The sequence below is a fragment of the Pseudomonas sp. 21LCFQ02 genome, from assembly GCF_024129895.2.
Classification (GTDB): Bacteria; Pseudomonadota; Gammaproteobacteria; order Pseudomonadales; family Pseudomonadaceae; genus Aquipseudomonas.
This window is the reverse complement of record NZ_CM178749.1, coordinates 5,901,135-5,922,010: the sequence shown is the minus strand read 5'-3', so window position 1 is coordinate 5,922,010 and position 20,876 is coordinate 5,901,135. Positions and strand designations below refer to the sequence as shown.

Below are 20,876 nucleotides of genomic sequence, written 5' to 3'. Positions count from 1 at the left end.
TTGGTCGTACACACGTGGCTGACGAGTTAATCGTTGTTAATTCTGCAAACGCTGATGGTGGCGTTTTGCTTTTTAAATCGGCCCGCAAGGCTGCGGGCTAGAGCATTGGCGGGATCAGTTGCGGCGTTGCAACCAACTCAGGAAGCCGTTTTTGCGGGTTTGTGCGGGGCGGGCCAGTAACACACTGTGCGCGTTGTTCTGGCGCACCGCCTGAAGCTTGTTGAAGGCCCGGTTGACCTGTTTGCATTTCTCCAGGCAGGCCCGTGCGGTGGCCTTGTCGATGCGGTAGATGATGCTTGAGGTCATGGCGGTGAAGCTGGCTTCGGACGGGGTATCGCCCAGCACGCTCTGCTCACCCATGATCTCGCTGGGCCCCATGCGCCCGGCCTCGACCTGTTTGTCGCCATCGGGCACCGCCGCACTGACCACTCCTGTGGCAATCACAAACAGCGACTCGGACACCTCGTTCACATCCAGCACCACCTGGCCTGCGACGTACTGCTCGGCGGTCATGGCCTCGGCCAGTGCATCGCGTTCTTCCTCGCTCAGTGAACGGAACACCTTGACCTCATCAAGCAGCGCCCTGGCCCGGGAAATCGGTACCGCATTGCCCTCGCTCTGGCGGATGATGCCGGCCGCTTCCAGGTGCCGGTGGGCCAGGTCAAACAACTGGTTGCGTACTTCACCCTTGCGCGACAGTTCGGCGATGAAACCGCTGGCCACATACTCGGCCATGGTTTCGCCCGATTCCTTGAGCACCGCTTTGGGCGCCGGAGTCAGCAGCAGGCTGTCGCTGCCTTGCAGGGCACGTTGCAGAGCGTCGAGCACCCGGCGTGGGCGGACATGCTTGGGCACCTGAATGCTGATCGACACCCCGTGCATGTTGCTGGGCCGGCTGAGGTTGACGATTTTGGCCTTGGCCGCCACCGAGTTGGGGACCACGGCGGTAGCACCGGCGCTGGTCTGCAAGTGGGTGGCGCGCCAGTCGACGTCCACCACCTTGCCTTCCACACCGTCGATGGTCACCCAGTCATCCACCTGATAGGGCTTGGTGGTGTTGAGCACGATGCCGCTGAAGACGTCGCTCAGGGTGCTCTGCAAGGCCAGACCGACGATGATCGCCATCGCCCCGGAAGTCGCCAGCAGCCCCTTGACCGGCAGCTCCAGCACATAACCGGCAGCGGCCACCACACAGGCCAGGAAGATCAGCGCACCGAACACGTCCTGCAGCAAGCGGCCGCTCTGGCCGATCCGGCGCATCAGCGCCAGACCGATCAGCACGGTCATGGTCCGCGCCGCAAACAGCCACCACAGAATCGCCAGTGCCGTCGCGCCCAGTTGCATCACGCTGTCGTCAGGCCAGCTGGGCGCCAGTAGCGGGCTGATGCCGCTGTTGATCAACAGGCTGGTGTAAAGCACGAACAGCGCCAGACGCATGGCCACCCGGGCGGCCCGCAGATGCAGCGGCACCAGATACCAGAGCGAGACATCGGCCAGCAGGATAACGGCGCCCCACAGCAGGGGATGGCTGAGTACGAAGGACATGGTGGCGACTCCGAAAAAAGAGACCAGGCGCTGTGAGGGCAGCGCCTGGTCTGGTAGTGGTCAGTTCAGGTGAGCTTTCAGTTCGCCGGCGGCCTGACGCATGGCCGAGCGCACTTCAGGGATGTGGGTCAACGGGTTGAGCAGGCCGTAGTCATGGATCATGCCGTTGTAGCGCACTGCGGTGACCGGTACCCCGGCGGCATCAAGCTTGCGAGCGTAAGCCTCGCCTTCGTCACGCAGCACGTCGAACTCGGCGGTCTGCACCAGCGCTGGCGGCAGGCCGCGCAGTTGCTCGGGGCTGGCCTGCAACGGCGAGGCATGCACCTGGGCGCGCTCGGCAGCGTTGGTGGTGTAGTTGTCCCAGAACCACTTCATCATGCCCTTGGTCAGGAAGTGGCCCTCGGCAAACTGGTTGTACGAGCCGTTATCGAAGTTGGCATCGGTCACCGGCCACAGCAGCAACTGGAAGCGCAGTGCGGGGGCTTTCTGTTCTTTGGCCATCAGCGCCACCACCGCGGCCATGTTGCCGCCGACACTGTTGCCAGCCACTGCCAGGCGCTTGCCATCGACGCCGATTTGCTTGCCATGCTCGGCCACCCAGCGGGTCGCGGCGTAAGCCTGGTTGATCGCGGTCGGGTACTGAGCCTCAGGCGACGGGGTGTAGTCGACATACACCGCCACCGCACCGGAGCCGACCACCAGGTCGCGGATCAGCCGCTGGTGGGTCGGGAAGTCGCCCAGCACCCAGCCGCCGCCGTGGAAGAACATGAACACTGGCAAGTCACCCTTGACCTTGGCCGGGCGGACGATCTGCAGGTTGATCGCCTGACCGTCCACCGTGATGGTCCGCGGCGTCACTTCAACGCCCGACAGATCAACCTTCACCGAGGCCTGGGCGCCGGTCAGCACCGCACGGGCATCCTTGGGGCTCAGTTGCTCAAGCGGCTTGCCACCGCCGGCGGCGAGGGCTTCGAGAAACGCCTGGGTATCGTGTTCAACGCCTGGGCTGCCAGCGGCAAAAGCGCTGTTGACCGACAGGGCGAGCAGGCTGGCAACAAGGCTGATCTTGATCGATTTCATGAAAGTGTCCTTGGGTATTCAGAGTTGGGTTATTCAGGCAGAAGAATTCGGTGTGGCTGATGGCGTCTTGCCTCAGCTGCACCGTGGACACAGATTAATTTGCTGTCGAAACCGGAAAAAGCGGGTATAAGGCGTTTAACTGTCAATCTGGAAGAGACAATGAACCCGTTTGAAGACATGCGTATCTTTTGCCAGGTCATGGAATCGGGCAGTTTCACGGCGGCGTCCGACAAACTCGGCCTGTCCAAGCAGTTCGTCAGCCGGCGCCTGATGCAGCTTGAAGAACGCCTCGGGGTCCGCTTGCTGAACCGCTCGACCCGGCGCCTGGACGTCACGCCGCTGGGACAGAGTTACTACGAATCATCGCTGCGCCTGCTCAGTGAAGTGGAGCAGGTCGAACAGGGCATCGCCGGCCAGAACAACGAACCGCGCGGCACTATCCGGGTCAGTGCACCGCTGTCGTTCGCCATCGCCCACCTTGGCTGCCTGGTGCCGTTGTTCCTGCAACGCTACAAGGACGTGAGCATCGAAGTGGACCTCAGCGACCGGCCGGTGGACCTGATCAGCGAAGGCTACGATCTGGTGCTGCGTATCGGCACCCTGGAAGATTCGTCGCTGGTGGCCCGACGTATCGCGAGTATCGAACGGGTGTATTGCGCCAGCCCCGTGTACCTGGCCGAGCGCGGCCACCCGACCGCACCGGAACAACTGCACGAGCACGACTGCCTGCCTTACGGCCACAGCCGCCAGGTGCAATGGCGCTTCGACGGGCCGGGCAAACCGACGCTGATCAACGTCACCGGCCGCATGCGGGTCAACAACGGTGACCTGCTGCGCGACGCGGCGATTGCCGGGCTGGGCATCACCTACCTGCCGACCTTCATCGTTGGCGCGGCACTGCGCAGCGGCAGCCTGGTGCGGGTCCTCGACGACTTGCGCCCGCCACCGCTGACCCTCTCGGCGGTCTACCCGCAACACCGCCAGACTTCCCGGCCGGTGCAGGCGTTTATCGAGTTTCTCAAAGAGCGCTTGCAAGGCAGTATTGAAACCGGGGATCGACCGTAGCTGATCATTTAAGGTCGATGCGGTCTTTGTGGGAGCCAGCTCTGCTGGCGAATGCAGTCGTGCATAACGAGCAGATGGACCGGTTTTACCGGCCCGGCTGCTCCTGCTCAATTAGACCGGTGGGAGCTGCCGGCCGGCGCTCCGGTTGCTAGCGAAGACGGCGGCACATTCGCAGCAGATGTAGTGCTTTTACTGGCCTCTTCGTCGGAGTGCCACCCAGACCAAGGTCGCTCCCACCGGGGGCACACAGTGCCTAAGTGAATGTATGATCAGCCCATCTCCTGCAACCACAATCGATCAACAGTTTTGCGGCTAAAGCGGATCGTTGCACGGCCGCGCCTGCTCAACGCAAGATATCCAACGGATACTGCACAACCACATACAGCCGATCCAGATCGTTATTACCCTGCGCCGCATTGCCCCGATGGGTCACATACGACAACTCCACCGACAGCCCCTGCAAGGCGCCTGCCGGGGCCTTGTAGGCCAGAGTCAGGTCGCGTTCCCAATGCCTGCCACCTTTGCCTTGCAACGGCACATAGCGATCCTTAGCGCCAGCAAACCGGTTGTACGCACCACCGCGTGGCGCATCGGTGCCATCGATACCACTGCCGCGCACATAGCGGCCCATAAAACTCAAACCCGAAAACACATCACCCAGATCCAGGTCGTAACGCGCCTGAAAGGACTGCTCGCCAGGGCCATTGAAGTCGTTGTACTTGATCGAGTTGGCCAGATAGATCGAATCACCGCCGACAAAGTCGAACGGCGTATCACCATGGATCTTCTGGTAACCGAAACTGAAAGCCTGCCGGGCATGGGTCAGTTTCAGCAGCAGGCTGGCCGCCGTATTGGCAATCGCACCGGCACTCGCCTGACCACTGTCCAGTGTGCGATACAGGTTGGCATCCCAGTCAAACCGCGTCTGGGGACCCAGCAGATGACCGCCATGCAGGTTGCCGTAATACTGCCGCCAGGTGTCGCTCAACTCTCCGATATACAACGCACCGCCCAGCGCTTGGTCACTGCGGCTTTCAATCCCGGCCAGGCTGATGCTCTGTCCGGCGGTGCTGGCGCCGTAGCCATCGAAATCGCCACGGCCGGTGGACTGGTTCTGGTTCTTGAACGCGGTAAAGCGCCCGGCCACCAGGCGCACGCCCGGCACGTCAAGGCTGTCGAGCAACCAGCCAGTGGCGTACTCCGGTTGCAGGCGCTTGTCGGCGGTGTCGAACACCGGTGTCTCGACCTCCATCTCGCCCACGCGCAACTGCGTGGCGCCCAGGCGCAGCTTCAGTGCCGCGCCTGCCGAGGAGTAATCCGGTTCGGCGCGGCCATCGCTGTCCAGCGGCAGCAGGCCGGTACCCGCCGTGCCGCGACCACTGTCCAGGCGCAGGCCGACAAAACCATGCGCATCGATTCCCAGGCCCACGTTGCCTGAGGTAAAGCCGGAATTGAAGTGGCCGATAAACCCCTGCGCCCACTCCTGACTGTAGTTCTGCTCGCGAACCCGGTCGTTACGGTAGTCGTTGTGCAGGAAGTAATTACGTGCCAGTACGCCAGCCTGGGCGTCCTGCCAAAAGCTGTTGTCCTGAGCCTGCGCGCCATGAGCCAGGGCGGTAAGTAGTAGCCCGTTGAACAGAACAAAACTGCGCATGCCAGACGCCTCTGAGCCAAAACGCTAACTTTGACCCGGCTGACCAGGCATGGCTTGAGCAGATGTGTCGTGTCCGGCTTTTAGCTGAGCCTGAAAACGCTCAGTCATTGACCTCGATAATCCCTTCACGTACCGCGAACAACACCAGGCTGGCGATATCGTGAATGCCCAGGCGATGCATGACCTGCGAGCGATGGGCCTCGACGGTCTTGACCGACAACCCCAGGCCGCCGGCAATCGAGCGTGTCGACTCGCCACGGGCGATCAGGCGCAGAATCTCCAGCTGGCGTTCGGTCAGCGCCACATTACTGCTGCGGGTCGGCTGCACCAGGGTTTTTTTCACCGCCTGGCTGACCACCATCGGCACCACTGCCGACGACAGATACTGCCCGCCGCTGCGCAATGACTGCAGCGCCAGCTCCAGTTCCAGCACACTGGCACTCTTGAGCAGATAACCATGGGCGCCCAGTTGCAGGCACTTCATGACGAACTCCGAGTCCGTGTGCATCGACAGCATCAAAACCTTGCAGGCCGGCGCATGCAGCGCCAGTTCTTCGAGTGTGTGCACACTGGCCGTGCGTTCTATGGACATGTCCAGCATGACGATTTCCGGGGCCAGCACCACGGCCAGTTCTACAGTGCTCAACGTATCGCCGGTCTCACCGACGATCTCGTAGTCATGTTGTTTTTCCAGCAGCGCCCGGATACCGGCCCGAAACAGTGGGTAGTCATCAGCGAGCAAAATTCGGCAAGGCATAGATCAGGCCTGTGTCGCGTGGGAATAAATGCCGTCCTTGTGTTCAGGCGGCGTTGTTGTATCCCGTGTGGGGCGTGGCACGGGGCCAGACCGGTCTGAATATGCCTGCTGGCCACAATGTGTTTTACAGACGCCCACAGGGGGAGACGTCCATATCGTTGTTCCGGCAACCTCCCTCAGCCGTGTCGAGCATGGTCACCGAATTGCTGGATCAGCAGCGGGACTCTGGATAACGGTTCAATCGTTTGTGCAGCGCCCATCCGGATCGCTTCCTTGGGCATGCCAAAGACCACGCAACTGGTCTCGTCCTGAGCCACGGTCTGGGCGCCGCTCTCGCGCATCGCCAGCAGCCCGCGTGCCCCGTCGTCGCCCATGCCGGTCATGATCACGCCCAGGGTATTGGCCCCGGCATGCCGGGCGACGGAGCGAAACAGCACATCTACCGAAGGTTTGTGGCGATTGACGGGGGGACCATCGAGGACTTCGACCTGGTAATGCGCGCCACTGCGTTTGAGCTGCATATGGAATCCGCCGGGGGCGACCAGTGCCAGACCGCTGTGGACGCGATCCAGATGCCTGGCCTCGCGCACTTCAATCTGACACAGGTTGTTTAACCGACGGGCGAAATCAGCGGTGAATTTTTCCGGCATGTGTTGAACGATCACAATGCCCGGGCAGTCACGTGGCAACTGACGAAGCACGTATTCCAGTGCCTGGGTGCCGCCGGTCGAGCAACCCAGTGCCACCACCCGATCGGTGGTGTGCAACAAGCCTGTCGGTGCGCTTGGCGGCGCCGTTGGGGTTGCTTTGTTTTTCTGGTGTTGCAAGGCGCTTGCCACAGGCCTGAAGGCGCCGGGGCGGGTACGCGCCGCCTCTTCAATGGTGCGGATCAACTCGCTGGACATCTGCTCCAGGCTCTGGCGCAGGCCCAGCCGGGCCTTGGTGAAGACCCCCACAGCGCCTGCAGAAAGGGCTTCCACGGAGACACCCGCACCGCTTTCGGTCAGCGTCGAGCAGATCAGCGTCGGGGTCGGGCGTTCGCTCATGATCTGGCGCAGGAAGGTCAGGCCGTCCATGCGCGGCATCTCGATATCGAGAATGATCACGTCCGGCCAGTCACGGCGCATCTTGTCGATGGCATACAGCGGATCACCGGCATGGCCGATGACCTTAATGCCGGGGTGATTGTCCAGGCAACTGGTCAGCACCTGACGCACCAGCGCCGAGTCATCGACGATAAAGACCTTGATCATGATACCCACCTGGGTCTGACCGGCAGGCGCATCAGTTTGCGCTCGCAGTCGATGCGGCCACTGCTGCCGTCGACGAGCAGGCGGCGGTAATGGTCGCCATTTGTATCGCAGTGATCCACCGGCCAGTTGCGCAGGCTGAACTGCCGATGGGCGAACTCGCTGTTGCTATGTCCGACCCGGCAGGCGATGCGCCCGAGCGGGCTGCTCAGGGTGCCGCCACCAAAAATGCTCTTGCGGTATTCACACGGGCGGGTGCCATGACGCAGCATGTCGGCATGCAGGCGGCGGAACACCGCGTCGCCGTAACGGGTGTCGAGCGGATCGTTGCGCAAGCCCGGCTGACCCGGTTCGCGGGGAAGCACGTAATGGGACACCGAGAGCAGACGCCAGCGCGGGTGCCAGAGAATGATCGACACGCAACTGCCCAGCAGCGTCGTGACCGGACCGTTGTGGCGACCAAAGAAATAATCGCCGGGGCGCAAGAACAGCGAAGAACTTACAGACATTCGTATACCGAGGGTTGAATCAGCCTGAGCGGTAATTGCAGGCCATGGATGCTTTCGGCGTGGCCGATGAACAGAAGTCCGCCGGGACGCAACTGACCAACGATGCGCTGCACGATGCGGCGCTTTTCCTCGCCATCGAAGTAGATCAGCACATTGCGCAGAAAAATCGCATCGAACAGGCCCAGGTCCTCGACCAGCGGCTGGACCAGGTTGACTTCGCGCAGGTTCAGGCGCTCACGCAGCGCCGCCTGGACCCGAAAGCGCCCGCTCATGTCGCCAACCCCGCTCAGGCAATAGCGCTGCAGCCAGCCTTCAGGAAAGTACTTGGCCTGGCTGATGTCGTAGATACCTTCCTGGGCCTTGCGCAGCATGCTCAGGCTCAGGTCGCTGGCGGTGATCGACCAGTCTTTGGTGGTGGCGTGTTCGCTGAGCACCATGGCCATACTGTAAGGCTCTTCGCCCGACGAGCAGGCCGCGCTCCATAGCCGCAACGGCCCGCGCTGACGGGTCAGCCACTCGCCCAGGCAATCGAAGTGCGGGTGTTCACGAAAAAAGTAGGTCTCGTTGGTGGTCAGCAAGTCCACCACCAGCCGGCGCTCCTGACGGTACAGCGGCTGCTCGATCATGCGCAGGTACGCGGTGAAACTGTCGAGCCGGTAATGACGCAGGCGTTTCATCAACCGGCCCGCCACCAGTGGCCGTTTGTTGTCGGCCATCTGGATCCCCGAGGCCTCGGCCATGAGCTTTTGCAGGTGGCGGAACTCGCTGTCGCCGAGCCCCGGCAGCTTCAGTGCATCGGCCATGTCAGCTGCCCTTGCTCACGGCAAGACTGAGCTGGCGGATATCGTCGAGCGATAGCACCTGCGCAACATTGAGGATGATCGTAAAGCTCTGCTCGTTACGGGCCATGCCGGCGATGAAGTCAGTCCGGATCCCGGCACCGAATGGCGGTGGCGGCACCACCAGTTGCGGGTCGATGTCCAGCACCGCATCCACCGCATCGACCACCAGGCCGATGCGCTGGTGATGCTCTTCCATCGCCAGGTCAATGATCACGATGCAGGTGCGCTTGTCAGGGCGGGTCAGCTCGAAGCCGAACCGCGCTGCCAGGTCCAGCACCGGCACCACATTGCCGCGCAGGTTGATCACCCCGTGAATGAAGGCGGGCATCATCGGTACCGAGGTGACGTCGTGGTACTCGATGATTTCCCGCACCAGGTCGATCGGCAACGCATAGGCGGCGTCACGGACCCGAAACGACAGGTGCTGCACGCTCAGCGCGTGAGCTGCGTCGAACGATGAATCGGAACTCTGGGCAAGGTTCATGGCTGTGCTCTTCCTGAACAGGTCCGGTCAGCCGAAGCTGACGAACTGGCCTTCGTCGACCTGACTCTTGCCACGCGACCAGGACGGTGGGGTGCCGCCGCTGAAGGTGTCATTGACCCGTGGCAGTGGCCGGTTGGCAGCGTTCTCGTCGAAGCGGAAGAAGCCGATCAACTCTTGCAACTGGCCGGCCTGGGCGTTCATCTCTTCGGCGGTGGCGGCCAGTTCTTCCGAGGCCGAGGCGTTCTGCTGGGTGATCTGGTTCATCTGGCCCATGGCGATATTGATCTGCCCGGCTGCGCCACTCTGTTCCTGCGAGGCTGCGGTGATTTCCTGAACCAGGTCGGAGGTCTTCTGGATGTTCGGCACGATTTCGTTGAGCAGGCGACCGGCCTGTTCGGCCAGTTGTACGCTGCTGGAGGCGACCTGACCGATTTCCTGAGCGGCGACCTGGCTGCGTTCGGCCAGCTTGCGAACTTCGGCAGCCACGACCGCAAAGCCTTTGCCGTGGTCGCCGGCACGGGCCGCTTCAATGGCCGCGTTAAGCGCCAGCAGGTTGGTCTGGTAGGCGATGTCGTCGATGATGCTGATCTTGTCGGCAATCTGCTTCATGGCCAGCACCGTGTCACCCACGGCGCCGCCACCCTGTACGGCATCGTTGGCCGCTTTGCCGGCAATCCCGTCAGTGATCTTGGCGCTCTCGGTGTTCTGGGCGATGGAGGCTGACATCTGCTCGACCGAGGCGCTGGTCTGCTCGACACTGGCGGCCTGTTCGTTGGCGGCCTGGCTCAGCGACTGCGAGGTGGAACTGACCTGCTCGGAGGCCGAAGACAATGCATCGGCCGCGCTGCGCACGTCACCGAGAATGCTGCGCAGGCGCACCGCCATGTTCTGCATCGAGGCCAGCAGCTGGCCGGTTTCGTCCTTGCTATTGACCTGCACGTCCTGGCTCAGATCACCGGCGGCCATGCGGTTGGCAGCGACCACGGCATCGTTGAGCGGTTTGGTAATGCTGCGGGTGACCAGCACGCCGATCAGCATGCCCAACAGGGTCGCGGCGACCAGCAGGCCAATCATCTGCACGCGCGAGTCCAGATAGATGTTGGTGATTTCAGTGTTGGCTTCGCCTGCACGATTCTTTTTATGCGCGACCATTTCACCCAGCATACGATCAATCACGTCACCGCTGGCCACGGCTTTGGGCAACAATTCAGTGATTTCATTAGCTTCCTGGAACTGGCTGGAGCTGCGGCTGATGTTGACCAGTTGTTTGACGAGCGTTTCATATTCGGTGAACGGCGCATTCATCTGGTCGTAGCGTTCCAGGCTTTCTTTGGTCAGGAAATTCTCGCGACCCTTGACGATCTGCTGGCGGGTCAGGTCCAGCGCCGTCAATGTGGAGCTGAGCATTTTCTCGCGGTCAGCCTGATTGGTGGCCAACAAGGCACCACGCAGTGATCGGCCTACGGTAACCAATTGAATGTTGGCTTCCTGAAGTTGGGTCATGCCTTCGATATCGACCTCATACATACGGTCTGACAGCGAGTTGACCTGGTCCAGATTGCGGATACCGATCAGGCCGATGACGATGGTCAGTGCCACCACCACCAGAAAGCCCAGGGTCAACCTCAAGCCTATCTTCATGTTTCGAATGAACTGCATGCTGAATCTCCTGAAAGCGGCAATGAACTAGTGGGCGTTGGCGACGTTGGCCTGGCTCGGGGCGGGGGTATCGACCAGGGCCTGCAAATGACGGAACAGACTGGGGATGTCGAGAATCAGCGCGACCTGCCCGGAACCGAGAATGGTCGAGCCACTGATCCCGCGCAGGTGCTGGAACATCTTGCCCAGCGGTTTGATCACGGTTTGCAGCTCGCCGTGTAACTGATCGACGATCAGCCCGGCCTGCTGGCGGCCCTGGCTGACCACCACGATGTTGCGCCGGCGCACCGGCTCGCTGTCGAGGCCGAAATGGCTGTCCAGGGTGATGCACGGCAGCGGGTTGCCGCGCAGGTTGAGGTAGCCGTAGCCTTTGTCCAGCGTCTGTTCGCTGGCCTCCATGCATTCGGTGACCATGTCCAGCGGGATGACGAAGCTGTCGTTGCCGACACTGACCAGAAAACCGTCGATGATCGCCAGGGTCAGCGGCAGGCGGATACGGAAGGTGCAGCCAAAGCCGGCCACCGAATCGATCTCGATCAGGCCGCGTAACTGGTCGATGGCGCTGCGCACCACATCCATGCCCACGCCACGGCCAGACAGGTTGGAGACCTGCTCGGCAGTGGAAAAGCCGGGTTCGAAGATCAGTGCATGAATGTCCCGGTCGCTGAGTTGCGCGTCGGCTTCGACCATGCCCTTGTCGATGGCCTTTTGCAGAATCCGTGCGGTGTTCAGGCCGCGGCCGTCGTCACTGATTTCCAGCACGATCATGCCAGAGTCGTGATAGGCGTTAAGGCTCAGGTTGCCTTCTTCGGGCTTGCCGGCGGCCAGCCGCTCGGCGCCCGGTTCGATGCCGTGGTCGATGGCGTTGCGCACCAGATGGGTGAGCGGGTCGGCGATCTTGTCGATCACCGATTTGTCCAGTTCGGTCTCGCCGCCACGGATGGTCAACTGGATCTTCTTGTCCAGCTCCTGGCTCACGTCGCGCACCACGCGGTGGAAGCGGTTGAAGGTTTCGCCGACCTCGACCATGCGCAGCTTCAGGGCGCTCTCGCGGATCTGCTCGACATGCTGGAACACCGCCTGGGTGCTTTCGATGCAGCGGGTGTCGCCAGACAGTTTGGCCTGCATCTGCGCGCCGGCGGTACTGATCACCAGTTCGCCGACCAGATTGATCAACTCATCGAGCTTATGGGCCGAAACTTTGACCAGGGTGTTTTCGCTGCTGCGCTTTTCTCGGGGTGCGGTGCGCTCGGCGGCTGCGGCGCCTGCTTGAGCGGTGTGTCTGGCGGGCGGTTGCGCGGCCGCTGGCGCAATCGTTTGCGACGAATCGCCAATAACCTGCATCGGCAACGCGGCGTTGTCGGCCTGGGTTGGCGCCTGATCGTCCGGGTGCCGGTAATCGGCAAACCCGCCATCCAGCCGCTCGATTTCAAGCGTGCAGAAGTCTTCGATAAAGCTGAACACGTCGACGATCTGCTCCCGTCCGGCAGCACTGCGCAGGGTGATTGCCAGGCTCAGGTAGCACTGATGCGGGTCCAGCTCGTGCAATGTCGGCAGGCCGGCAGTGTCGGTCTGCAGCTCGGTGATGGCCCCGAGCTTTTTCAGGTAACGGACAAAGGCGGCCGGGTCGAAGCCATTTTCGAACAGCTCGCGGGCGAAACCGATATTGATCTGCCAGTCATGTACGTCGAGCTCGTCCGGGGTGCCCGCCACCGGGTGTGGCGGGCTGTCCTGCGCTTGCGGGGCATGTCCCTGGGCCGCCGACAGCGCGGCAATCAGCGGCGCGTGACGGCTTTCATCGACGTTCAACTGGCCGTTGTCGTCGACGCTTTCAAGCAGGGTGCTCAGCTCGTCCATGCAGGTCAGCATCAGCGAGGTCATTTGCGAGGTCAGGGTCAACTGACCGTCACGCACCATCATCAACAGGCTTTCCAGATGATGGGTGAGGTTGACCAGCGCGGTCAGCGAGAAAATACCCGCCGAGCCTTTGAGGGTGTGCACGGCGCGGAACAGTTGATTGACTGCTTCGTCATCCTCGGGACTGATTTCCAGGCGTAGCAGGCTGTCTTCAGCGTCCTTGAGCAAGTCACGGCCTTCATCCAGAAAGCCTTGCAGCAGTTGGTTCCACTGATCGCCACTGAACATGGGTCAATCCTCGGCCGGGGCGGTGGGGTGAAGTACATCCAGGGCCAGCAACCCGGCCAGTTCGATCACGCTGGGCGAGGCCGCAATGATTTCGGGCTGCTGCCCATAAGCCGCCAGGCTCTGGTGCAGCGCCAGCAGCAATTGCGCACCGGCACTGTCGAGTTCAGCGATACCGGAAAGGTCCAGTTGCCAGGCTGCATCACTGGCGGCGGGCAGCAGCGCCTTGAGTTGCTCAAGGGCCTGCTGGACTTCGTAGATCGTCAGGTCACCGGCGGCGTGTAGCAGCGCCGGTGCGTCCGGGGTCGGGTGGCTGAGGGTGAACATGGGCTCAGCCCATCAGCTTTTCGACTGCCGCCAGCAACTGTTGGGGCTGGAACGGCTTGACGATCCAGGCTTTGGCGCCAGCGGCCTGGCCTTCGGCTTTCTTCGACTGTTCGCTTTCGGTGGTGAGCATCATGATCGGTGTGAAGCGGTACTCGGGGCGGGCCTTGACCGCCTTGACCAGGCCGATGCCGTCCAGATTGGGCATGTTCACGTCACTGATGATCAGGTTGATTTTCTGCCCGGTCAGTTTGTTCAGTGCGTCACGGCCATCGCTGGCTTCGATCACTTGATGGCCGGCGCTGGTCAGGCTCATCTTCACCAGTTGGCGCATCGAAGAAGAGTCATCGACGATCATTACGGTCTTGGCCATGTTGGAGTTCCTCGCAAAGGAAAAGGCAATAAACACAGAAAAAACAGCTACAACGAATTCGCTCGCCAGGGTTCTAGAAGAACGTGACTTCACTGGCAGTGGTCTGGGTTCGCCCGTGGCGTTCCTCTTCGGTGGTGAAGCGCTGGCGCAGGCGGTCGAGCCAGGCACGCGGGTCGTGCAAGCTGGCGTCCTGTTGCTGCAAGGCGTCGAGCAACTGCTGCTGGTCGCTCTGGACGTGGTCGAGCATCTGGTCGGCGCGGTCCTGGAATTGCAGGCTGATCATGATCGCCTGAATGTCCTGCTGGGTATCGCGGGCATCACGCTGCAGGGTGTGAGAGGCGCCGGACAGCTCATTGAGGTTGTCTTCAAGGTGGCTCATCACGGTCTTGACCGACGCATCCAGGAACGCCAGGTTGCTGCGTTCGCTTTCACCCAGCTCGGCGGCGGCGCTGATGGTCGACTGGATCGCGTGGTTGATCTCTTCGACCTTGATGTCCATGCCCTGGCCGGTCTCGGCCGACAGTGAAGAAAGCTTGCGCACTTCGTCGGCAACCACCGAAAAGCCCCGGCCATGTTCACCGGCACGAGCAGCCTCGATGGCGGCATTGAGGGCCAGCAGGTTGGTCTGGCTGGCGATTTCCTGCACCCGCTTGGCCATCTGCTGCAACTGGCTGGCATAGCTGTCGAGCTGGCTGATGGTGTCGATCAGCGCCTGTTGACGCTTGCTGCTGGCTTCGAAGGCGTGGGTGACTTCCATCAGGCGCTGGTTGGCATCGCGCAGGCTGGTGCCGACGCCGCCGTTGGCCAGGATGTTTTCCGAATTACCCAGGCTGCTTTCAAGGCGGCTGGCAATGTTGCTGAAGCGCTCGAACAGGTCGCCGATGTTGCTTTGCAGCAGGTCGCGGCTCTGGGCGATGCTGTCGCTCCAGCTGGGCACCACGGTGTGCAGCAGGGCCGGCACGTCAGGCGCTGGCGAGGGGGTGCCGGGTTCTGTGGGGACAACCGGGTCTGCAGCCGGGGCGGGTTTGCGCAGTTGCACCACCACGGTGGCGCAGGCAATGATCAGCAGGCCGGCGATGATGACCAGGCTCTGGCTCAATGCGAGTCCAGTGGCACCGAGTGCGAGGCCTACCCAGAAAGCAAGATAAATCAACATCCTCGCATCCATTCGATTACCTGAAAGTCCGGGGATCATAGCGATGGCAATTTGACGTCAATATCGGGGCAACCCCTAATCCGACCAGCGGGTCATGGGGGGACTTATTAGCCTCGGTCACCGGAAGACTTGACTGAGCAGTCAGCCTAATGCCTTCTGCCGCAACGACTTGGCAGGGACGGTCGAATCCGCGTTTAGTCATTTGCATTGGCTGTGTCTAGGAAATTGGCTTAAGGGTCGTGGTCCGGGACTCTGGTCAGGTGGCGCTATTTGGAAAGAAAGTGTTGCATTGGAGTACTTCTGCCCCGGTTGACAGGTGATTCGGTGCATGATTTCAAGGTGCCATATGCGAAAACGGAGCACCTGCTTCATGGCAGATGCCCCGTTGCTATCAGAGGTTCTATTAAGGGCTTGCAGGCGCTCAGAGCTGCCCTTAAGGGGCGCTGCGGGCACTGAACACGGCCTTGCCGATGCCTTGCAGCACGGTGTCGTTTTGCGGCGTGTGGACCCTGGCGCACAGCACGTTACGGTAGTGGCGTTGCAATGGGTTACTGCGTGACAGCCCAGGATTGCCGCTGGCCTCCAGGGCGATTTCCACGGCACGCTGGGCATTGTTGGTGACCAGGTATTTGATCTGTGCGGCATGCTGGCTGGGCACCTGGCCGTGGGCGGCCGAATGCAGCAGATTGTGGTTGGCGAACAGCAGCGTATCGATGTGCCCGACCGCCTCCTGAAAGCGCGGCAGGGTGGCCAGTGAGGCGCCGAGGTTGGATGGCTTGCGCTGCTCCAGCCACGCCACCAGCCAGTCACGCGCAGCGTGCGCGACACCGTCGTAGACCGCCGAGAGCAGCACCGACATCCACAGCATCCCGGCCGGGTCCAGTTCGGCGCGGATGTTGCTCCAGGGGCTGACGCTGACCGCTTGTTCCAGCGGAATCAGCACATCTTCAAAGATCACCTCATGGCTGCTGGTGGCGCGCATGCCCAAGTGGTCCCAGTCTTCGACGATGCGAATGCCCGGGGTGTCCTTGTGCACCAGATAAGTACCGACCAGCGGGTCTTGATCGTCACTGCGGCCCCAGACGCCGAACCAGGTCAGGCCGTGGCTGCCGGTGGAATAGATCTTGCGCCCGCTGATGCGCCAGCCTTGCGCCGTACGCCGGGCGATGGTTGCCGGCAGGCCGCCACGCGCCGGCGTGCCAAGGTCGGGCTCGACGCGCAGGGCGTTGATCAACGCACCGTTGTGCACGGCATCCAGGGCGACTTTTTTGCGCAGGTGTTCCGGCCACTGCAGGCTGTCTTGCAGGCGTGCGTGCTGGATGTACTGCATGACCAGAATCAGCGCCGTGGACGGCTCGCCTTTGGCCACCGCCTTGATCACCTCCAGCGCCTTGGGCAGGTCGGCACCGCCGCCGCCCAGTTCAACAGGCACGGTCAGACCCAGCAGGTCGTGCTCGTGCAGCACGCGGAAGTTCTCGTGCGGAAACTCGCCGCTTTGGTCATAGTGCTCGGCGGTGCTGGCCAGCAGGGCGCTGATATCGGCCAGCCTGGCGCTGAACGCTGCCGCCGACTCTGGTTCGTCAACAGGCTGACGAAGACTTGTGAGGCTCATGTGTGATTCCTTTTCAGTGGCGGCCGCCGGCTATCAGGCCGCTCAGACCGTCGCTGCGGTCAGGGCCAGCTCGACGGCTTGCAGGATGGGTTCGGCTTCGGCACGCACCAGCCAGTCGGGGCTGACCTGGGCAAACACCACCCGCGCTTCGCGGTCGAGCACCACCACGGTGGGCTGTGGCAGCTCCCAGGTGCCGGTGCCGGTGACCTCGCCAATCGAGGAGCCCTTGCTTAATGCCGCCTGCCGCGAAGCCTCGTCGAAGCTGTAGAGAATCCCCAGCCGCCTGGCCAGGACGTTGTCCTTGTCGCTGGCGACTTGCAGGGTCAGGTTATGTCGGTGCTTGATCTCGATCAGACGCTCAGGCACCTGTGGGCTGACCGCCACCAACGGTACGCCCCTGGCCTTGAGCGCCGCCGCCAGTTGGCGATCGTAATGCGGGATGGCCAGATTGCAGGCCGGGCAGCCGGCAAAGCGGAAGAACACCAGCACCGCCGGGCCTTCGGCCAGCAACTGGTCGCGGCTCAGCACACCGCCTTCAACCTTGAGCAGTTCGAACGGCCCGATGTGATCACCGGCTTTGACGAAGCGTTCGGTGTCGGCGGTATCGACCAGCAACTGGCGCTGGTTGATGTTGATTTGCAGGGCTTCAGGCGCCCAGCTGGCGACCCGCTCGGCGTGCAGGTCGGCCAGTTGTTGGTTGAGTGACTGGCTCATGCGACGGCGTCCTCGGGGCGGCTTGCTGCGCTGTAACGGTTGGCCGGTTTGGCCAGGCCGAAATGCTCGCGCAGGGTGGCGCCGCTGTACTCGGTGCGCAACAGGCCACGCTGTTGCAGGATCGGCACCACCAGTTCAGTGAAATACTGCAGGCCATCGGGCAGCAGCGAATTGATGATGAAACCGTCGGCCGCGCCCTGTTCGAACCAGGTCTGCAGGGCGTCGGCGACGTGCTCCGGGGTGCCGACGAAATCCCGGTTCGGCCGGGAGAACCACAACGCCACTTCGCGCAGGCTCAACTGCTGTTCTCTGGCCAGTCGCTTGATCCGGTCGGAACCGCCTTTCTGGCTGTTGGCGCCCAGGTCGCCGAGTTCCGGGAACGGCTCGTCGAGGGGGTACTGAGTAAAGTCGTGGTCGTTGAACGGGCGGCCCAAAGCCACGATGGCATCCTCGATGCTGACCAGTTCCACGGCCTGCTGGAAACGCGCCTCCACTTCGGCCTGGTCACGGCCGACGATCGGGCGGATGCCCGGCAAAATCGACAGTGTCTGCGGGTCACGGCCAAAGCTGGCAGCGCGCTTTTTCAGGTCTGCCGAATAGGCAATGCCGTCCTGCAGCGACTCGACATGGACGAAGATCGCGTCGGAATACTCGGCGGCGAAGTTACGCCCGTCTTCGCTGGTGCCGGCCTGGAACAGCACCGGCTGGCCTTGACGCGAGCGGGCAATGTTCAGCGGGCCTTTGACCTTGAAAAACTCGCCCTGGTGATTGAGCGCATGCAGCTTGTCGGGGGCAAAGAATTCGCCGCTCTGTTTGTTGCGGGTAAAGGCGTCGTCTTCCCAGGAGTCCCACAGGCCACGCACCACCGAAACGTGCTCCTTGGCGATGCGATAGCGCACGGCATGCGGCGGGTGTTCGCTTTTGCCGAAGTTATCGGCGGTGCCGCTCAGCCAGGAGGTCACGATGTTCCAGCCGGCGCGACCGCCGCTGATGTGATCCAGAGAAGCAAATTGCCGGGCGACCTGGAAGGGCTCGGTGTAGCTCACTGTCACCGTCGCCACCAGACCGATATGCTCGGTGGTGGCCGCCAGTGCCGACAAGACGGTCAACGGCTCGAAACGGTTGAGGTAATGCGGGCTGGACTTTTCGTGAATGTGCAGGCTGTCGGCAATGAACACGAAGTCGAATTTGGCGGCTTCAGCCAGGCGGGTCTGCTGCTTGTAAAAACCGAAGTTGACGCTGGCATCAGCCAGCGCATCAGGATGGCGCCACTCGCCCCAACCGTGACCGACACCATGAACCATGGCGCCCAGTTTCAGATGACGCTGCTTGAGATGACCTTGCTTGCTCATGAAAAATTCTCCTGAAAATGAGAGGGCCGGCTGGACCTGCATGGACCGGCCGGGCGCCGTAGGAGCGGCTGTCTTCGGTTCAGATCACATAAAACCCATGGGTGCCGTCACGACCCAGTTGCGCCACCAGGCCATATTCCCAGTCCAGGTAGGCCTGCATCGCCTCACGGGGGGCGTCGGTGCCTTCATACGGGCGGCGATAGCGGTCGGTGCGCGCTGAAGCCAGCCGGGTTTCGCCGTGTTCCAGCGGCTGGCCGGCCTTGATCCAGCTGGCGGTGCCGCCCTCGAGCAGGAACACCGGCTTGCCGGTCAGCGCCTCGACCTGGGCCACGGCCAGGCGCGCCAGCTTGCTGCTGCCACAGGTCAGCACATAGCGTTCGGCACTCGGGATCTTTGCCAGGGCGTTGGCCAGATCGGCGCGCAATGTCCACCAGGCGCCGGGGATATGCTGTCTGACATAGTTGGCGCTGGCGGTGAAATCCAGGACCGCGACGTTGTCCTGAGCCTGCCACTGGGCCAGGGTCTCGGGGCTGATCTGCTCGACCTGCGGGGTTGGCGGGGAGGGGGCGTCCCACTCGCCGCTGGCACTGAAATCAGCCGGCTGCAAGTCGTCCAGCACGTAGACTTCCCAGCCCAGTTGCGCGAGCCAGGACGCTGACATGTTGGCGCGCACGCCGTCGTCATCGGCCAGCACAATGCGCGCGCCGCGCACGCTGGCGAAGTGATCGGTTTCCTGCACCAGTTGCCCGCCCGGTGTCGAACGTGCGCCAGGTACGTGGCCCTTGGCGAATTCTTCCGGGGTGCGCACGTCGAACAGGTAAGTGGTGCGCGCGGCCTCTGCCTGGAAACGCTGCAGGTCAGCCAGGCTGGCCCGCTGGACCCGGGCCTTGTCGGCGACCTGGCGGGCGTCGGCGCTGGCGCTCTGGCGGGTTTGTTCACTGACCTGGGCAAAGCGCCGGGCCTGACCATGGTCCAGGGTCTGGCCGGCCAGCAGCCAGCCGATGGTGCCGTTGCGCAGGGCGCTGATCGGGTTGGGCAGGCCAGCGTTGACCAGCGATTGGGTGCCGATGATGCTGCGGGTACGACCGGCACAGTTGACGATGATCCGGGTGCTCGGGTCGGGTGCCAGTTCGCGGGCGCGCAGCACCAGCTCGGCGCCGGGCACACTGATCCCGGTCGGGATGCTCATGGTCTGGTATTCGTCGAAGCGGCGGGCATCGAGCACCACCACGTCGGCCTTGGCATCGAGCAGCGCCTTGACCTCTTCGGCGGCCAGCGACGGTGTGCCGCGATGGTGCTCGACCAGTTCGCCAAACGCCTTGCTTGGCACGTTGACGTCGATGAACAACTCACCGCCCGCCGCGCCCCAGCCGGCCAGGCCGCCTTCGAGCAGTTTCACATCACTGTAGCCCAGCTCGACAAAGCGCTGCACGGCACGCTGCGCCAGGCCTTCGCCGTTGTCGTAGACGGTCACCGGGGTGTCCTTGCGCGGAATCCGCGCCAGCACTTCCAGCTCCAGCTTGGACAGCGGGATGTTGACCGCGAACAGCGGATGCGACTCGGCGAACGGAGCTTCTTCACGCACGTCGACCAGGGCCAGTTCTTGCCGGTCCAGCAGCGCCTGGCGAATATCGGTATAGGAACGGGTTGCTTGTGTAGTCATCGTGCTTGGCTCGCTTCTTTTGACAGATCCCAGATGTTGGGTAGAAAGGCGTTTGAATACCCGGAAATGAACGGCTTCTCGGTGCCGTCGTCGAGGTACACCGCACGCCGCACCGCACCGATGTTGGCGCCGTAGACGTGAATGCTGATCGACACCTGGTCAGCAAAGGCATTGCTGACCTGATGCACATCGTTGCTGCGTGGCGACAGGGCTTCGACCTGACCTGGCTCCAGGCGGATGGCCGGGCCTTCACGTTCCAGCCGGCCATCGGCGCTGCGCACGAAGCCTTGCGAGTACTCGGCGCCACGCAACATGCCGATCAGACCCCAGACCCGGTGGTCGTGGATCGGTGTGCTCTGGCCCGGTCCCCAGACAAAACTGACGATGGAAAAGCGCTGCCTTGAATCGGCGTGCAGCAGAAACTGCTGGTAGCGGGTCGGGTCCGGGATGGCAAATTCGTCGGGCAGCCAGTCATCGAAGCTGACCAGTTGCGACAACAATTGGCCACCGCGATGCAGCAGGTCGCTCTCGTGCGGGTTGCCGTCGATCAGTTCGGCCAGCGCACCGATAAAGGCACGGAGTCTTTCGGGATGAGGCGTGTGTGACATATCCATTCCAGGCGGTGGTGAGGCATGGCTGGATATAAACATAATAGCTGTACTTAATATGCTATTTTTTTATGATTAGAATATAAC

Annotated in this window: 19 protein-coding genes; 1 reads left to right on the top strand and 18 read right to left on the bottom strand. The window is 62.3% G+C overall.

Annotation, left to right across the window (positions count from 1 at the left end; genetic code table 11):
* Positions 1 to 114 precede the first annotated feature (114 nt).
* Both NJC40_RS26765 and NJC40_RS26760 read right to left on the bottom strand, forming a co-directional pair.
* The gene (locus tag NJC40_RS26765) at positions 115 to 1,545 is read right to left on the bottom strand and encodes a mechanosensitive ion channel family protein (RefSeq protein WP_045481701.1); all 1,431 of its coding nucleotides are present in this window, start codon (positions 1,543 to 1,545) and stop codon (positions 115 to 117) included.
* Positions 1,546 to 1,605: 60 nt separating this feature from the next.
* Positions 1,606 to 2,625 carry an alpha/beta hydrolase gene (locus NJC40_RS26760; protein ID WP_045481698.1) on the bottom strand — a complete coding sequence of 340 codons (1,020 nt, stop codon included), beginning with the start codon at positions 2,623 to 2,625 and terminating at the stop codon, positions 1,606 to 1,608.
* A 159-nt stretch (positions 2,626 to 2,784) separates the two neighbouring features.
* Here NJC40_RS26760 and NJC40_RS26755 point away from each other — a divergent pair, with 159 nt between their 5' ends.
* Complete coding sequence (locus tag NJC40_RS26755; RefSeq protein ID WP_253116738.1) at positions 2,785 to 3,690, top strand: LysR family transcriptional regulator; 906 nt, start codon at positions 2,785 to 2,787, stop codon at positions 3,688 to 3,690.
* 343 nt (positions 3,691 to 4,033) lie between these two features.
* On the opposite strand, the gene NJC40_RS26750 is transcribed toward NJC40_RS26755, so the two are convergent.
* The 16 genes from NJC40_RS26750 to NJC40_RS26675 form a co-directional block, all read right to left on the bottom strand.
* Positions 4,034 to 5,344, bottom strand: a complete 1,311-nt coding sequence (locus NJC40_RS26750; RefSeq protein ID WP_253141193.1) for an OprD family outer membrane porin — start codon at positions 5,342 to 5,344, stop codon at positions 4,034 to 4,036.
* 100 nt (positions 5,345 to 5,444) lie between these two features.
* Complete coding sequence (locus NJC40_RS26745) at positions 5,445 to 6,101, bottom strand: response regulator (protein WP_045481691.1); 657 nt, start codon at positions 6,099 to 6,101, stop codon at positions 5,445 to 5,447.
* Positions 6,102 to 6,277: 176 nt separating this feature from the next.
* Entirely contained in the window at positions 6,278 to 7,354 is a 1,077-nt protein-coding gene (locus tag NJC40_RS26740; protein ID WP_253141194.1) for a protein-glutamate methylesterase/protein-glutamine glutaminase, read from the bottom strand.
* Positions 7,351 to 7,860, bottom strand: coding sequence for a chemotaxis protein CheD (locus NJC40_RS26735; protein ID WP_045481685.1), 510 nt, complete (start codon positions 7,858 to 7,860; stop codon positions 7,351 to 7,353). The genes NJC40_RS26740 and NJC40_RS26735 overlap by 4 nt, the downstream gene beginning before the upstream one ends.
* Positions 7,851 to 8,663, bottom strand: coding sequence for a CheR family methyltransferase (locus NJC40_RS26730; protein ID WP_045481682.1), 813 nt, complete (start codon positions 8,661 to 8,663; stop codon positions 7,851 to 7,853). The genes NJC40_RS26735 and NJC40_RS26730 overlap by 10 nt, the downstream gene beginning before the upstream one ends.
* Before the next feature lies 1 nt (position 8,664).
* Entirely contained in the window at positions 8,665 to 9,186 is a 522-nt protein-coding gene (locus NJC40_RS26725) for a chemotaxis protein CheW (protein WP_045481679.1), read from the bottom strand.
* A gap of 27 nt (positions 9,187 to 9,213) precedes the next feature.
* Positions 9,214 to 10,845, bottom strand: a complete 1,632-nt coding sequence (locus NJC40_RS26720) for a methyl-accepting chemotaxis protein (RefSeq protein WP_045481677.1) — start codon at positions 10,843 to 10,845, stop codon at positions 9,214 to 9,216.
* A gap of 27 nt (positions 10,846 to 10,872) precedes the next feature.
* Positions 10,873 to 12,990 carry a chemotaxis protein CheA gene (locus NJC40_RS26715; RefSeq protein WP_253141195.1) on the bottom strand — a complete coding sequence of 706 codons (2,118 nt, stop codon included), beginning with the start codon at positions 12,988 to 12,990 and terminating at the stop codon, positions 10,873 to 10,875.
* Positions 12,991 to 12,993: 3 nt separating this feature from the next.
* Positions 12,994 to 13,314: an STAS domain-containing protein gene (locus NJC40_RS26710; protein WP_045481672.1), complete on the bottom strand. Its 321-nt coding sequence runs from the start codon at positions 13,312 to 13,314 to the stop codon at positions 12,994 to 12,996.
* A gap of 4 nt (positions 13,315 to 13,318) precedes the next feature.
* Positions 13,319 to 13,684 carry a response regulator gene (locus NJC40_RS26705; RefSeq protein ID WP_045481668.1) on the bottom strand — a complete coding sequence of 122 codons (366 nt, stop codon included), beginning with the start codon at positions 13,682 to 13,684 and terminating at the stop codon, positions 13,319 to 13,321.
* Positions 13,685 to 13,757: 73 nt separating this feature from the next.
* The gene (locus tag NJC40_RS26700) at positions 13,758 to 14,441 is read right to left on the bottom strand and encodes a methyl-accepting chemotaxis protein (RefSeq protein WP_373568456.1); all 684 of its coding nucleotides are present in this window, start codon (positions 14,439 to 14,441) and stop codon (positions 13,758 to 13,760) included.
* Positions 14,442 to 15,273: 832 nt separating this feature from the next.
* Positions 15,274 to 16,452: an acyl-CoA dehydrogenase family protein gene (locus NJC40_RS26695; RefSeq protein ID WP_253141197.1), complete on the bottom strand. Its 1,179-nt coding sequence runs from the start codon at positions 16,450 to 16,452 to the stop codon at positions 15,274 to 15,276.
* 42 nt (positions 16,453 to 16,494) lie between these two features.
* Positions 16,495 to 17,166, bottom strand: coding sequence for a peroxiredoxin-like family protein (locus NJC40_RS26690; protein WP_045481658.1), 672 nt, complete (start codon positions 17,164 to 17,166; stop codon positions 16,495 to 16,497).
* Positions 17,163 to 18,518 carry an LLM class flavin-dependent oxidoreductase gene (locus tag NJC40_RS26685; RefSeq protein WP_253141198.1) on the bottom strand — a complete coding sequence of 452 codons (1,356 nt, stop codon included), beginning with the start codon at positions 18,516 to 18,518 and terminating at the stop codon, positions 17,163 to 17,165. Before NJC40_RS26685 ends, NJC40_RS26690 begins: the two co-directional genes overlap by 4 nt.
* A 79-nt stretch (positions 18,519 to 18,597) precedes the next feature.
* Entirely contained in the window at positions 18,598 to 20,181 is a 1,584-nt protein-coding gene (locus NJC40_RS26680; protein ID WP_253141199.1) for a rhodanese homology domain-containing protein, read from the bottom strand.
* Positions 20,178 to 20,789: a cysteine dioxygenase family protein gene (locus tag NJC40_RS26675; RefSeq protein WP_045481648.1), complete on the bottom strand. Its 612-nt coding sequence runs from the start codon at positions 20,787 to 20,789 to the stop codon at positions 20,178 to 20,180. Before NJC40_RS26675 ends, NJC40_RS26680 begins: the two co-directional genes overlap by 4 nt.
* Positions 20,790 to 20,876 lie beyond the last annotated feature (87 nt).